We start from the raw sequence: 17120 nt of genomic DNA, 5'->3' as shown, positions 1-17120 counted from the left end.
ACCCAGTCGCCTATATTCAGTTCCAGTCCCTGTTGGTTGCCTGCAACAGCTACCACATAATATTTGCCCTTGTTCCCAGCAGCAGCTGGAAGCGATGGGTTATTGGCAGATGCATCATAGTTGCCCTGATAGTTCACACTACCGAGAAGTGCTTCGCTCAGCTGCGCCAGGGGGATCTTGCCATTGCCATCAAGTGTGGCAATGCCGTTGCCCTGCCCTTTTTCGGACTGGCCCACCTTACCGTCAAGTTCGGAACGGAGACCCGTAACCGTTTCTATGACCTGGGTTCCGGTATGGTGTTCACGTGCCAACAGGTAGCTATCGCTCTGGTTGGAAGTTGCACCGTCATGGATACCCGCAAGCTTGTCTTTTTCTGCGCTTGAGAAATCTTCGGTGGAAAGCTGTTTGCCAGCAACCTTATCAACCTTGGTTGAAAGACGCTCATTTACATCCACCATATCGGCCTTCAATGCCAGTGCAGCCTGTGCAAAAGTGCTCAGAGGCTTGTCCAGATCAGGCGTATTGTCTACATTACCGAGTCCTACATCGTTCTTATCAAGCACAACATCCCCCGATAAAGGCTTGCCGTTTACCTTTGTCGTATTTAAAACAACCTGGTCAATATTGGCCTTTTGCGAAAGTGCTGCCTGGTTGCTGGCATAATGATCGGAGATCTCGCCCTCCAAACGGTCACGCAGAAGCTTTACCAGTGCACGCAGTTCGATACCCTGGGTCTTGTTCAGGTTGGGCTTTAAAGGGCCTGACGACTTGATGACATCATCAATATAGCCATCTTCAATTGGTGGTATGTTCGACATAGTTTTTCTCTATCGGGTTAATGGCACACCACAGCTCCGGGGGGCCATGGCGCTTTACTTGTATTATAGCCTATGGGCTAATATCTTAATCTCTTTAAATGGCTAATCATTTGCCTTAAACACCTCTAACAGCCTGCCTTTGGCAAAAACGGTAAGCTGCTTGTGGTTCTTGATAAAGCCCTTTAACAATTCGGCATCCGTATTGTCAAGCTCAACCTCACCATCGTTGAAGATCTTGATCGCCCAATCGAAGAATTTGATCGGCTCGGTTACCCCTTCGTTCGCCTGGGCTAAAATGTTGCTTAGTAGTTTATTTAAAGTTTCACCTGATTCTGATCCATCTAAATTTAATAGTGGCTTGTTAAAATTTACTTTCATGTTTTTTATATTTTATTGTTTATTTCTCAATGTTTTTTTTTTTAAAAAAATAATATGCTCTATTAACCATTTGCCCTGCTTTATTTACTTATCCTAATCTTTTTATGCGAACGCTCTAATTTTAGATATTTAAAACTGAAGTTGATTTGGAAAATCCCTTTTCCGAAAGCAGGAACAAAACTGCCAAGAATAGTTTTGACGAGATTTTTCATACGTTAGTGGTGATGGATTCATTTGGTAGATCATAATATTACTACAATGATGTTGTCTGTAAAGCCCCAGAATTATCAACCGTAATCCTGAATCGGCTTCCATTAGGAGATCGCAATATTATACCTTTCGAAAAATCATTGATTTCAATTTCTCCGTTACTTATTGCTAAATCACCACTTAAAATTCCTCCAACTAATGACAAATATGAGCCTTGAACATCACCTAGTCTTAGAACATCATCGGGTTCTATGGGCGCTAGAAAAGACTTAAAGTGTTTTCCGCTTGCTTTATTAGTTATACTATAAGCGGAGAAATTATCTCCTCCAATATATCCGCCGAAAATCATTCCATCAGAACCATGAACATATCTAAAAATATTTCCATTAACTGTTGAAATTATGTTGCCATTCAAATCACATTCACCATTAACAACTAAGTTGCCTCTTATAGTCCCTCCTGTTATAGGCAATGCGTCTCCTTGTAATAACACAGTCTTGAATCCTTCATCTTCTCTATTTACAGCTAAATCGCCGTTTGCAAAACTTATATTTGTAGCAGTAGATAAATAATGGTTCTCTGTTGATAAGTATAGGGGCTTATGTTCCTCTAGCCCAAAACTATTAATTGTAGTTAGACTTCCCCCGCTACCTATATTTGCGTTTCCTGTTACATTAAGACTATTAAATTCAGCATCTGTCTTTTCCTGTACATATTTTCTATTGTTGTTTGGGTTATACAGTCCATCTGCATTTGCTGCCCATCCTGCTCCAGTTGCATCATTGTAAACGATAAAACTTCCATCATCGTTGGCCTTACTAAAAAATGTGTTGTTTAAATCAAGGCTTTTATAAAAAAGACCTCCATTAACAGATATATCACCGTCTAGATTTATATTAGCTACCTGTGGTGCTGATGGAGATGCCTGAATATATTGTTCGGTCGGAGAATTTCCACCATGATCGTTAAGGTCCTTTAACCTTACAACATCATTATCCTCTATAGGCGCACTATATACTTTTAACGATTTAGCATATTCCTTATCCCCAATAGTATCATCAGTAGGCAATATATCATTTCCAGTTTGCGGACCTATAACATTCTCATTATAAGTATTCCACTTATAAAATGTTCCCTGATAGGATTTTGTATATAATGCGATTCCCCCAATTCCTCCAGCTGTTTTCACCCTTAGTCTGAACCAATATCCATAAGGGTATACATATTTTACTTCAAGATCTACATCTCCACCGCCATTATATTGTACACCTTCATTTACGGGCAACACCGTAAACCAATTCCCACCCCTAATCGTATCAGAAAATAAGGACCATTTCTTATTTATAGAGCCATTATAGCTCGTAACGGCGAGCTCAATGCTATTGGTAAAATAACCTTCTGAGAAATGGTTGCCTAGGATAACAAAATTACCTACCTGCTCTCCGTCTACATCGTATTGTTCGGTTATTTCTTCAATATAGCCATTTTGTGTATCACGCTGATTATAAGGATTAATGCTATACAAAACCCTTTTTTGCTTATTTGAAAAATTTGAATTAAGCTGCAGTGGGCCAGCTTTGGTTTGAGGCTGTTCAGAAGTATCAAGAAAACCACTGGTATCCAACTTAAATTCTGGATACCCCAATAAATACCAACCTGTAATTATTCCACTTATGTCTATTACCTGTTCATTAGTACTAATATCTAATTTTATTTTTAATCTTAAGCCCTCAGGTGTTTCATAGTAAAACCGAAGATTATCAGCTACGATTTTATCAGCTATGATCTCTGTATTCTGGCTCTCATCGTTACTTGTTTTAATTTTGATAGTAACGTAGTCAAATGTTGGCACTGGTGGCTGTGCATTCGGCGGAACTGTTGTCTGCGAAAAATAAAACCCAAATCTTCTTCCGTCCTGTTTTTTTAGTTTCACAGTAAAAGCATCATATGGCTTGTATTCATTATTCTCCAAATAATAACCTTTATAAGTAAATGTTAAGTTCTCGTCATATTCATATCCATACAGTGGAAAGGGTAATATTATCCCTTCCAATCCAATTATAGGAGCAGGGTTTCCGAATTCTACATTAGGAATTGCTAAACCTCCCGAATAAAATGTATTAATATTATTATTGATAAGTGATTGATAAAGTATCCTATTACCATATTCGTCTTTAACATATACAACATCTCCAATAGCATAACTTTTTGATGGATTGTATTCATTAATAACAACTTCGGAATCTTCACCGCTATTACTACTTTGTATTTTATCGCGCATCAGTTTAATCAGCTCCCTTAATTTAACACCCTGTGTTTTATTTAGGGTAGGGTTAAAAGCATCTGGAGCTTTTATAATTTCATCAATATAAGCATCGGTTATGGGTGGAATGTGTGGCATAATTTATTTATTTCAGTCGAACGATCGTTTTTTATACAGATTAAACAAAGCCCTTTCATTTAAAACGGCTAATTTATTATTCAATAGTGTTTACAGCTTTATTTTTTGATGCTTCTACTTTAATTAATGTGATTTATTAATTTCAATAATCTTTCATTCTCTTGTTCAAATTTATGTTCCCTTTTTATCAGCTGATTATCTTTGTTTCTTTCATTATAATCTTTTTGGTAGGTTAGAAACGGGAGAGTGATACATACATTAGGCAAAAACCTACTCACTGAATCTATATAATCTTCCTTTATATTTAGAAAGAATTTATAAATCGATTTGTTATATATTACACCCTGGCTTCCATAAAAAAAAGTACAATATGGAAGCTGTTTATTAGCTGATTTCCTTAATTGTCCAACACTAAAACTTCCAGTACAGATTATTGAAAAATCAAACTCATTTTGCTTCACTAACTGATCTGGATTAAATGGTCTATATAATCTTACATCATCTTCTAAAATCAGAATATTGTCTTCTTTAATATTTTCCATAATGATCCGTTGCACTGTTAATAAAACATTAATATGAGGAATGTTAACGTTTTCGCATTCCACTACCATTGGATTTAAGCCGTACATATTTAAATGCTCTAGTGTATCGCATATCCTGCCATTCGCAGACCTAGTTATAATGAATTGTTTCATTAATCTAGTCCCTGCAAGGGAGAAAATATAGAGAAATTATTCATCATCGTTCCTAAATTATTAACGCCAATCCAAGAAATCAGAAGTGTATAATTATCTGCTACGATAACATTATCTTTTACATCTTCACTAGCCAATAAAGCAAGCGCTTCACTATCATAATGGGAAAGATTTATTTCATATGGATTTATAATTTGAAAATTATTGACATTATTAAAAGATGGTAAACCATTTTTAATATATAATCCCTTAATATTGCTATTTCGGAATGAGATTTCATCTGTAATTCCGTCGATCGCCAATATTCCAACAAAACTGTTGGAAATATTAATCTTAAGGTCATCATAGGTTTCTGGAACAGAAAAATTGAAACCTGCGGCTCCATATAGCCCTCCAACGTTTACTGTTGAGTTACTAACACTGTTATAGCCTAGTATTAAAGGCTGTTTATTATATACATCTAAACCAACAGAAAATATTTTGACATTGTTAGTAAAATACAAACTACCATGAGAATTATCATCTCCGATCCAAAAGCCTCTAAAATCGAAATTGATATCCCTGTTTGTGAAAGAATCTATCCTTCTGTATATAAAACCAGTTTCTGGGATCAATCCATTCATATAAAGCCAATCTTCTTCCGAATATGGTTTAATATTACCATCATAATCTACTGCACCAGCCAAATAGAATATTTTATCCTGTGGATAAATGGCACTGTATGCTTCTGTAGAAAGTTTGGAAGATGTTAATGCGAATAACATTATTGGCTCAAAATTATCGGCTCTTCGGATGTTGCCGTTAGCTAATTTCCAAGTTGTTTTATAATTAGTTAATAAATAATGTTTTCCAGGGATAAGTGCATTAGCAAATAACAAAGATGTTAGTTCCTGATGGGTAACCTGAATAAGATCTGCATCAGTATTGCTATCACCGCAACATTCTTCCATTTTATCACGCATTAGCTTTAACAACTCGCGCAACTTTACTCCCTGTGTTTTGTTTAATGCTGGGTTAAAAGCCTCTGGAGCTTTTATAATTTCATCAATATAAGCATCGGTAATTGGCGGTATCTGTGGCATAAATAATTTTCTTTAGTAATGTTTATTAAACAGTTAATTCTTTATCGGTAAGGTTAAACAGCCCTGAAGCATTTTGCACCTGTACTTTAAAGCGGTAATAAAGTTTATCACCATCTTCATCTACCCGTATCAACGGGGCAGGCAAAACATATTCCATATCAACCGATGAAGTTGGTAGCTCAACACCATATACTTTTTCCCAGTTACCACGGTTATTTTGCTTAAATACGTAATAGTTGGCCCGATTGGCTGTAGCAGACCAGGTCAGTTTGTTTCCAACCTCATCATAAAATAATTCGGGTGCCTCGGGATTTAAATAATCAGGCAGTGTGATGGCTATTACATCGGTACCTAATGACAATACTTCTTCTTCCTCTTCTTTTTCATTGATAATGGTTCGGATACCGGCCAGGCGATAATAAACAGTATCGCCAAGTGGTGCAACTGTTAAATCGCTAAAATCGTCGGTAACTTCATAACCTTCAATATTCTCAGCTACAATATCACGGTCTACATGGTATTCCATACCTTGAAGGGTAACGGTCTTGTCTTTATCTTTTGATCTGTAAATCCTGATTTTCGAAATTCGGTCTTCAGGTGAGATCGGCGCAATATTAAATACAACCGACGCGCCGCTTTCTGCAGAAAAAGAATCGAGATTAATTGCAAACGTGGTAACCAAAGGAGCTGCAGAGGCAAGTGTTTGTAAAATGGTTACGGGCCCAGCAAATGGACTTAATAAGCCTGGTTCTAACTGATTGGTTACCTCTACCCCGGCAAAAAAATATAACTTTCGCGAAGCCCCGCTTAAAAAGTAATCGGTAAAACGGATATAGGTGGTATTGGGCTGCGATGGTTTATTATATTGCCTAATCATTGGAAAAGGATTAAAGGCTACATCTGTTGCATCGAGCAAATTGCCATCCAGATCGCGGATTACAGGCAATGCATTTTCGGTCTGCAGGCCCTGTTTAATAAAATTCAATATCGGGGTCTGCTCCGTTAAGGGCAATAAAGTTTCCTGTATTGCAGCAAAATATTTTAATTTTTTAACCTCCAAACTGTCATGTGCATCATCAACAAGCCCCAACTTATCCGGAACTGGAAAACCATAAGAATTTGGCGTCGCAGGAAATTGTTTAAATGAACCCGCAGTAGGCGAATCAAAAGTTAAATTAACCAACTCTAAATACCTTTGACTGTAAAACGGGTCCTCATCAAGATCTCTAAGTGCTTCTAAAATCTGAGCTACGGTGCTTGGTTTGTATAAGGCTTCCAATACATCCTCGTTGGTTGTTCTGTAGAACATAAAACCAAATGGAGCACGTTTTATGCCATTTACCGTTGGTGCAATTTTAACATCAAAAGTAAAAGAGGCTTTTCCGGTGGCATCGGGACGTACTTTTAAACCAAATGTACCTGGTGCTTCAAACTGTACGGGTTCTTCAATTTTACGGGCAAGCAGTATGGCAGGCATTGAAACATCAGAAACACTATTGTTGCTTTCGGGTCTGCTATCTATCGTTTGTAGGCCAAGCTGCGTGCGTTTGTCGTTATCATTTCCAACTGGAAGGATATTTGTGCCGTTAAAGGTATGAGTGGAACCAGGCTCTGGGAAAAAGTAAACCCGGTAACCCGGATGAAAATTTACCGGAACGGTTAACACAGCAGGTGTCGAAACCCGGATAGGGTCGTCCTGGTAACCTGGATCGTAAACATACAGTTCTAAAGGTTGTGTTTCTTCGATTCTAATTACCTCCAAAAGTTTTGGTTCCGGGTCTTCATTTAGGGTTGGTACCCTGATTAATCCTTTATACCACTCTACATGCGCCTGTCTTAGCTGATCGGGCGAATTCTTATTGGGATCATTGGCATCAAAAGGCAGGTTAATTTGAGGGTGATCATTCAAATTGCCTGTATTGTCGAAGCTAACCTTATAATAACCCAATAAGCCATCTGGATATTCACTTCCAAACAATGGGGTAACAGTTGCCTGATTATGAATCCCCCCTACCCAATAAATGGTTTCTCTACCTTCCGAATCAGCAATACGTTCAATATGCGGGCTATTTGCATCAGCAAAACTTTTTAACTGAACGGTTTCCATAACCGGCTCCCAATTGGCGGGATTACTTAAGTTTTCGGCAACAGAAAATCTGCTTCCAATTTCGGGGAAGGTTGCAATTTTTCGGGTAGAATAAGTGCCTGGTTCATTCTCATCATCTACCACGCTACTCTCATTAGTGCTTTCAACGATAATCTCTACCCCGGCACTTCCATTTACCATATTTTCTACACGGTATTTACCGTTCGGTGTGGCTAATAAGCTATTGGTAAATCTAAAAAAATCGCCAGGTGCTACAGTCGGCGTTATCAAAGTACCATCAATCTGTTTATAGCTGCCGACGATTAATCTAATCAGCTTTTCATCAGGTTCATGGATGATATCCTTTATCTGCCCTGTTATAGTTAAGGGTAATTCCGGGTTAAAATAAGCTTTAACATGGTCTGCTTTGATCAGTGTATTAAGCTGTGCGGCCGACTGATCGATCAACCTGGTGGCATCCAATATATCCAGCCAGTTAAAAGTTACGCGTGTAAAACCAATGTCTTGTCCGGCAAAAGTCTGTTTACGTCCGGCCAACCAGCTTTGTTCGGCAGTCGTGGTAAACAATAAAGGATCTTCTTTTTGAACATATTGTACTGCAACATCACTTGGCGGTAATAGTGTGTTTACCGCTTCGAACTCGGTTACATCGGTATCTACCTCATCACTTAGTGTAGAAACCCTCGAGAACCAGTTTATACCATAAATGGCATAAAAATGTTTGCCAGGTTGCTTTTCAAAATGGGTAAACAAACTCAGTACATCATCTCTTAAGGGTTCAGGCTCTAATACTCCCTGTGGGTTGGCATTATCATAAGCATAATATTGATATTCATCAGGGAAACTGCCACTGGTGATTTCGGGTTTCACATAGGCCAACTGGTTTTCTGCACGGTATTCCAATCCATAAAAAACAGGCTTGGGATTTTCGAAAATATTCAGGTTTTCAACGACATTCAGATCCGAAAAGAAATCATGGTCAACCAGTTCGTCAGGGAAAGGCACCCTGCCTATATTAACTACTCTTGCATAATCGAATTTTGCATAACCTTTATCATCAAGCATACTATTCATACTGTCGCTGTCATCTCCCAAAAACTGGTAAGCAACCGGCCTCATTTTAGGTTTCTCTGGCAGCAGGTAATCGGTTTTGGTAACGGGTAAACTGGTGTATACATAAGTAGAAGTAGCAGATGAGTTTAAACTGCTTTTATTCGTATAACGAACCTGATATATAAAGCCATCATTGTCTATCGGTGTATCGATATGTCCCAGTCCCAACATCCGCGCAAAATGATAATCAAGTGCCTGCAGATTGATAATATCCAGGTAACTGATTGAAAAACCCTCGTTCTGTTGTTCCGGATTTACGTTGGTGATTATTTCCTCTGCCCTTGGGTCCGTATCGCTTAATTGAAGGTAAGTGCTTAGCGCTGCTTTTACCGAAGGATTATTGTTTCTGGAGGTTAACCATTTATCCTGATAATTGGCCACTTTTACGGTAGTACCATCGTTAAAATGTGGCCAAAGGTGATCTATAGGATAGGTTTCATTCTCTAAGCGATCGAAAACAACAGCATCATCTAAAGAAATACCAAAACCATTTCCTACTTCCATCCAGTCTGTTTCCTGACGGGTAATTAAAAAATCGTGGTAGGTTGAGAAATAAAAGTTCTTAATGACAGCATTTGTTGATTTTTTTATCGAGATTTTAGCAATATTATCAGCTTTATAAATCTCAATCTTAGCACCAGCGTTATCCAGCACCATCGTTTTACGTACTTCGGTCGTATTTTCGGTATCGGGATCATTAACAATCTGCGAAAGCATTTTCACCTTAAGTACTGCCTTTTCGTTACTGGTATTATTAAAATGGAACCCCACTGAATAGCTCGTTTTACCTTCTATTTCTAAAGTAATGGTTTCATTGTAGGAGGATAAAAACCTATAATAATCCAATAAAGGATCAATTGTTCTGGCCAGTTGCTTATAGGTATTGGCATTATCAAATTTGAGTTTTACACGGTTGGTGATTTTTTTCCCATTAACAGTATTATTAATGGTATAAATCCATTGCCTGGTTATAAAATTTATTACCGGACGGTTAAATTCTAAATCAATAGATACAGTTGGAGCGTCTATATATTGCGAACGGAATACCTTGACATAATCATCCTTGCGGTTAAAGCCTGACAACTGATTGTTTTGAGCATTATAATAGTCTCCTTTAGGCAAATGGTTATCTCCCAATACACCGGTAAGGCTCCATCTTAAATGAATACCCTGGGCAATGCCGTTGGCACCGTCAGAGCCAGCTGCCTGAAGGTAAATACCACCTGTATTGTTCAAATAAGTATCATCATCCGGGCCACAAGGGTTTAGGCCTAATTGCGCCAACAAATCTTTTATCGCTTTAAAGGCAGCCAATAATGCTTCCAATGCTTCATTTAAAGCATAACGGTCTTCCTCACTAAAGGTATCTTCACTATAATTGTTAATCTCATCGAGCATATTTAAAATGCTCTTAAAAATGGCGCTGTAACCTGTACCGCTGGTATCCAGGTAGCCTACATAAAAATCATCAAACAGAAAATCTTCCCCATCAAAATCACCATAAAAGTAATCCCAATTGCTTGGTGGATTGATCACCGGAGCACCTACATTAAAATCTTTTTCAGAAAAATTCTTTTCGCTAAAATCACCCCCGATATAAACGGTACTATCAGGGCTGGTAACTACTTTTAATACCCTAATGGTTATTACATATAATTTTTTTAATACATCCTGCTCAAGTAGACGCAACAACCGCAGCAATTCTGCCTGGTTATTTAAGCCCCCGCTTACTTCTAAGGCATGTATAGCAAAAAGACAGTCTGTTATACGGGTATAATCGGATGAATAAGCATTGAAGTTGTTCTCAGACGTCATTTTTGAATGTATTTTATTAATTATTGTTCATGTTTTAATTCAACAGACTGCTAAAGTGTTATTGGGATTGTTGGCCCGTTATAACTTTCGAAATCTGTTTCATAATCGTTACCATTAAATATTTTGTATTTAAAGTGCAACTGTGTATCACCAACCGGCATATTTAATGCTGCATTGCTGATAAACACAGCCGAGGTATCCTTTGCATGGATATAAATAAATGTTTCTGGTGGAAGCACCGCCTGTCCCGAAGGGATAAGTGATAAACCAACCGTATTATTTAAAGATCCAAGAGGCAGTTTTGGATTGTTAAAAGGTTCAGGGTTCCTCACCAATATCCCCAATAAACGTCTGCCTGAATCAACAGGATCGATATTGATTACCGGATGGATCACCGTGGTTTCAATCGGCTCGAGGTTCTTAATTGCCAAACCACCATACACCAAACGATCGTATTTAGCGGCATACCTGATTACTTCCGAATCATCATTTTCAGGATTATCGTCAATCAGGTTTTTAATGACCCCATCAATTTCGGTCTGTGTAAAACTTACCTTCAGTGGATAAACCGCATATTTTTCTGCCCCAGGGGTACTATCCAGCACAAAACTTCCGGCCTGTTCTTCAAAGGTGCTGAAACGAGATGTTTTAAAATTAAAACGGTGGATCTCCGCCCTTTGTTCAGCCTCGCCCAGTGGTTGATATACTGCGGTAAATAAAGCGGTATACAAACGGTTCGGCTCAAGGTTAGGAAAATGGTATGCACCCTGCTTTTTACGCTTTTTAATGCTTACCGGGTTTACGTTGCACGAATCTTCGAGCGCCGCACGGTTCATAAAATACAGGATCTGCTGATCTGGAGGTAGTTTCATGAAATTGGCATTGGTAATCTCCTCATCAGGCAATTGTTCCCAGATTAATTCGGGGCTTAAAATTGCGCCATAAGGATCCAACAGCTGCATCTGCAAAGTACTCTTAACAGTAGGCAGACCTAAATAGCCGTCCCAATCAGAGAACATGGCATTGAGGTAAGGTTTAACAAACAACAGACTTACTTTCGGATCGTGGCAAAATACAGGTTTGCTTAAATCGTAGCGGCTTTGTGCATCAGGGAAAGAGCGTTCGTAATCGATATAGTGTTTTAAATCGGCCAGTTTAAATGCAGCCGCTTTATCCTGCGCTTCCAGCGCTTTATAAATGGCATTTTTCTTTTGGAAGTGTCCAATCGGTCCAACGGTTTTAAAACCATAAATATGGTTCTTTTGTACGGCTGCCCCTACGTTTCCTTCAACCACATCGCGGGTTTTAACCACAATGGCATAAGTAGTATCAGGGCGCCATACTGGTTGTATCGTTTTATTTAAGTTATTGCTCAACAATTCTGCCTCATCAATAAAACCTGTGCGGGTAATGTTATTTTCTTCCAATCTACGTTGCAACACTTCTGTTAAATAACTCAACTGATTTAGGTTCGTTATTTTAACTACGGGAGCAACAAAATCCAGTTCAGAAAGGATGGCTTCACTTGCTTTCAGCCTTTTATCAATAAAAATATCAATAGTTCCGGTGCTACGGTTTACCGAGATCAGGATCTGTTTATATTGTTTTTCTGTTAGTTTACCAGTATCACAGTTTAATGTATATTTTTCTGAAGCAACTATCCCCGAATGACCAAGATCCTGATAAGCGGTAAACCATACTTTGAATGACGGAACAGCTTGCTCAGTACCATAAACAGCATCGGCATTGCCAGGTGCATCCTGATACAGATGCAGGGCATAACCTTTTTTCTTACCTGTTACGGGATCTTGGGTAACCCTTGTCAGAAGCGTACTTACACCAGTTTCGAAAGGATTAAAAACAGCCGTTACCTCAATGGAAAAATTTCCTTCTTCTACTTTTAATTCAGGTTCAAAAGGAATTAAAAGCGCATCGCTATTTGCGGTATAAGAATAAGCCTGGTGTAACTGCCACTCGTTACTGGCAGTTTTCTCATAAAAACCGTTTATCATTTCGGGGTTTCCGGTTACAATAGCATTCTGATTACCCACTACAGGCACACGGTTATCCATTGGCCACTGGCCAACCGCCCCTGCTGGCCTTTTGTAAGCTTTACTAAACACTCCTCTAACATTAAAGGCTTGATTGTAAATGGCTGCGTAAACCAGTGCTTTATCGGCATCAAACTCATGCCCGTTAGGAAAAGCAGCAGCAGAAATATAGGTAGCCGGTAAAGCAAAATAACCTCCTAATACAATATCGCCTTCAAAATTCAACGGATACTTGCTTTCGAAATGAATCACCACTTCGTTAATAGGCAAGCTTAAATCGTTATAATTTAAACTGGTATTACTCTCAGTATCATCAAGATATTGTGTTAACACTTGTACATTGTACTTCACCGTTTTTGGCACTAACACCCTGCCCCTTGTAAACGCACCATATTGTAAAAGTGTTTGTGCGTAGCCAATTCTATATTGATGCTGTATATAATCCACACGTAGCGTATTGTCATTGGCTCCAAAATCGAGTGAAAGCGTAGTCACGGGTTCGGGTAAGATCAGACTTAAAGAACCGCCACTTTGGGCCACCTGCAATACGGCATTACCAAAGCCAGCATCTTGCTGCACGCGTCCTTCAATGTCGGTAAACTTAAATGCAACGTTTTTAATGTAAAAGGTTTCGGCTTGAGGATACACTTTATCCAATGGCTGGCCAATCCAGTTCACAATATTCTGCTTTGATATATTTTCGTAACAGAAAAGGTCTTTCCGCTGAAAGTTTAAAGCATCAAGATCGGCTGCCGAATTGCTCATACCATTACTATAGCTAAACATATTCTGCGATAATACCCTGATCTTATTGTACCGGTTAGGTTCGTTAAACTGCCAGTACGCATTGTTCAATTTACTAAGGTCTATGGCTCCTGCGCCTGTATTATCGGCACGGATAACGGTTACGGCTTCATAAATATGATAAGGCTGCCAGCTACCGTTTTCGTTCCAGGCATAAATTTCGAGGCCAAGCAACTGTAATTCGTGCCGTACCTGACTGCTGATTCCTTTTTGTGGTGGCAGCATTTCTATATAACCATCGGGCAATTGATTACCTGCCCCGCCAATAAGTCCTGCCACTGGTTTTACCGGTTTTAACAGATCGATATCGATAAAACTATCCAATGGTATAGTTACATGCGTTAGCGCATTTTCGTCATTAAAGTTATACTGCCAGCCGCCTGCCCCTGGTGCCGGAATATTTACCGAGCTCCCTGTAATTTCGTAATTTACATAGTTGATCGGGAAGGTTTCGCTTGAGAGCATGTTGGTTGCCGCAGCAGGCATATAGCCTGTTGCAGGATCGGGCAGGCTTAGTACCGCTATCGGAGCAAGCAATGGCCCTTTATTGTTATTAAACTGCCAGCTTAGGGTTATTTTGATACGGCCCAGTTTCCTTACTGGCCACGGCAAGCCTAAATCGAGCTCTAACGAACCATAAATACTAAATGGATTTGGTGCCTCGAAACCTAAGGTTACAGTAATCGAAATATTAAATTTAAATCTCAGGATCCGAATATAGGCATAACCACCCATTCTGATGTAACCGCCTATCTGTATCGGTTTAAAGCTGATGGAACCACCCAGATCGACAAAGGCACCAAAACCGAATTTTACAATCCAGAAATCGGCACTAAAGTCAAACCTGGCCCCTGCCCCTGCTTTTATACCTCGCGAGGAGATCATGAGGTAAGCATAACCTTGGAAAAGAGTAAGTATTCTTGCCCTGATCCTTTCGCTTTCCGGTTGGTCTTTTCCTACGTTAAGGTACCAGCCCGATGCATTGTTAAAAAAGAAAGCCAGTTCGAGCTTACCACTTAGACTAAATATTGCCCCATCAAAAGAACCACCTTCTGGCAAACGGTAGTTTACACCCAAACTGGAGATAAAGGACTTGTCATCTATGACAATTAACGCACTAAATGGCGGGTCTACATCTTTATTTAAACCAATGCGTGAGCGCAGCACACCTGCCTGTCCTTGTAGCATAAAAAGGTTAGGTAAACCCAGGTATAAAAAAAGCTTGGTCGAAAAAGTAAAACCTTTATCGAAAGAGGTTGCTATAGATACCCCTGCCCCAACCGAATAACCCGGTTTATCAGCAAACTTATCCAGTTCTATCCCTTCTCTGTGGGTAATGTTACTTTTGGCTTTATAGTATTCCCACCAACTGGCCGAATCTGGCAGTGGTGGCGTAGTGGCGGATTTGGAAGCCATATAATGCCTGCCAATGATCCCTCTGAAACCGTATATGCCCAAACCGGTAGCACCAAGTGGAATCGGACCGGGTAGTTCCATCCCAATATCGACAACAAAGGACGGTACGCTGGGTTTTAACCGCATCGCCGCAGAACCTGATAAACGGAACTTGGGCATGGAGAAACTAACGGCCCCTGTATATTCTGATCCGGCATTAGATCCTACAATCGCAGGATCAGGGTTGCTCATCCTCAGGTAGCCGTTTAGTATAAAAATAGCTTCTTCCTTGCTAACATTCCCCGGTATAGTAAGGTCGATCCCAATACCATCAATACTGGTAAAACTATCGAAAGGTTTATCCGTATCGTTGTTATCAACGGTAAAGTAGTATTTTATGCCATTACCCGTGGCGTTAACACCAGCATTCCCTGTATTGATCATCCCATCAAAACCAAAGAAACGGTATTTCCGTTCTATACCATTTAACTGTTTGGTATAGGCACCAAAGGCAATCTGGCTTACCTCAAGGTTAACCGGACCAACTTTAAGTTTAAAGGCTTTTGGAATGACAAAACTGCCACCGTCAAATTCAATATCTCCATTATCCCAGATCCTTAATTTCTGGATCTCGATATTTTTGGGTAATACCTGTCCTAGCCCAGGTATATCGGCTATAAAATCCAAGGTTCCGGCAATCTGGATATAAAAACCACGTGCTTCCTTGCCGAGGTTAAAACTTCTGATATTTAAAACAAATACATTTGGCAGGGTAATCGGCAATAAACCTTGCTGTGGCTTAGCGGTAAGTTCAAAATCACCGTTATCCTGAATGTGTACACGGATATCGATTATGGCCTGCTGTCCTGTAGTATCCTTAAAACCAGGAATGGTAAGTTTACCAGCAATATCCGACGCTACAATGGCACCTTTTTTAAAGGTGAGCGAAAACAGGTTCAGCTCAGCTTCAAACAAACCAAAATCGTAATATAAGGCACCATTAGATGCCAATGAGATTCTACCTGAAATACCACCGGTACCAATAAGCAAATCTTCGCCGATTAAAGCAACACTGTTTTTAGTTGTGCTTTTTTTACCAAACCGGCTTAAACCAATTGTAGCTTCCTTTACATACAAACCTGTAAAATCAGGACCATATCCTGCGGCATCAGCCTCAGCTATATTTCTTTTTCTGCTTAAATCCAGTTTGGCACGCTCTATTCCTATAAACAGATTCGTATTGCCAATCTGCGCATATTCCGGTACCAGATTACCTACAAATTCTACATCAGCACCTATACCCGATTCAGTATCGGCATAAAACGTGGCCTCGCCAAAAGTAAACATCGATTTGCGACCGTCGTCTATTATATCGCCGTTGGCGTCTACTGGCTTTAATATGTTTGGGGGAAATTCTATCCCTGCCGATAATTTTAAAGTGGCCTTAAGTTTTGGCGTAATCAGCTGTTTAATGTAATCTTCAATCCCATTTGGCACCAAACGGTTGTAAAACTGCTGAAGCCGCCCACGTGTTTCCTCCTCTCCGGCCTGTGAAATATAGATCCCAAACATCACTGCTGAAACACTTTTAGGAATACTTATTTCGTTATTAATCAAGGTAACCACCTTATCAACCGTTGGCTCTTCACCTGGTGGAAGGCTTAAGCTGGTTCCGTAAACTAGATTTACAGCATCGAGCAATTGCTCAAATTTGGTTTCGGTCTCTGTATCCTCAACAAAATAATTCAGGATATGTGCAATTACTTCATCGTCAGTAATTTTAAAAACCTGAAGTCCGAGTTCATAAAAAGCTTCCAGTGTAAAGGCGAAATTCTGGACTTTAAAAGCACGTAAAAAGGCCAGCATCTCCCATTGGTACTGTAAAGAAATGGGGAAAGAAGAGATATTCGAATCGCCATCCTGATCGGGATTGAGCACCAGCCGCATACCAAAAGGCAGATCAAGGCCTATATTATTGGTTACAATATCTAAACTATAAAATGCCGAATCGCCGCGTTGACTTTTTGAATACTGAAGATTTTTATAATGAATCTTATCCAGCAACAGGTTTAAACCATTTTCGGCAAAGTGCAAAAACTCCGGCAAGTCATCTACAGTGATCACTTCAGATAGGGCTGGATAAAATCTTCTGGTTACAACTTGATTGGCTGGCATGTAATTAATTTTATGCTTCGGTTCTTAAAAATAGGCATGCCCCTGTAATTTAGCCTATTCCAAAATGGATTACCAA

General features: G+C 39.5%; 7 protein-coding genes. All 7 read right to left on the bottom strand.

Annotated features, from left to right (window positions below; genetic code table 11):
- Window positions 1-686, bottom strand: a 686-nt coding sequence (locus ASU31_RS13505; RefSeq protein ID WP_209434990.1) for a hypothetical protein, incomplete at its 3' end; no start/stop codon positions are given.
- A gap of 234 nt (window positions 687-920) precedes the next feature.
- On the bottom strand, window positions 921-1196 hold the full coding sequence (locus tag ASU31_RS13500; RefSeq protein WP_057932830.1) for a hypothetical protein: 276 nt from the start codon (window positions 1194-1196) through the stop codon (window positions 921-923).
- 253 nt (window positions 1197-1449) lie between these two features.
- A complete protein-coding gene (locus tag ASU31_RS13495; protein ID WP_057932829.1) occupies window positions 1450-3807 on the bottom strand; it encodes a hypothetical protein in 2358 nt (785 codons plus the stop codon).
- A 119-nt stretch (window positions 3808-3926) separates the two neighbouring features.
- The gene (locus ASU31_RS13490; RefSeq protein WP_057932828.1) at window positions 3927-4502 is read right to left on the bottom strand and encodes a hypothetical protein; all 576 of its coding nucleotides are present in this window, start codon (window positions 4500-4502) and stop codon (window positions 3927-3929) included.
- Entirely contained in the window at window positions 4502-5584 is a 1083-nt protein-coding gene (locus ASU31_RS13485) for a hypothetical protein (protein WP_057932827.1), read from the bottom strand. Before ASU31_RS13485 ends, ASU31_RS13490 begins: the two co-directional genes overlap by 1 nt.
- 25 nt (window positions 5585-5609) lie before the next feature.
- On the bottom strand, window positions 5610-10619 hold the full coding sequence (locus ASU31_RS13480) for a hypothetical protein (protein ID WP_057932826.1): 5010 nt from the start codon (window positions 10617-10619) through the stop codon (window positions 5610-5612).
- A gap of 50 nt (window positions 10620-10669) precedes the next feature.
- On the bottom strand, window positions 10670-17044 hold the full coding sequence (locus tag ASU31_RS13475; protein ID WP_057932825.1) for a hypothetical protein: 6375 nt from the start codon (window positions 17042-17044) through the stop codon (window positions 10670-10672).
- Window positions 17045-17120: the final 76 nt, after the last annotated feature.

Source organism: Pedobacter ginsenosidimutans (assembly GCF_001442625.1).
GTDB classification, from domain to species: domain Bacteria; phylum Bacteroidota; class Bacteroidia; order Sphingobacteriales; family Sphingobacteriaceae; genus Pedobacter; species Pedobacter ginsenosidimutans.
This window is presented reverse-complemented; position numbering and strand designations above follow the sequence as displayed.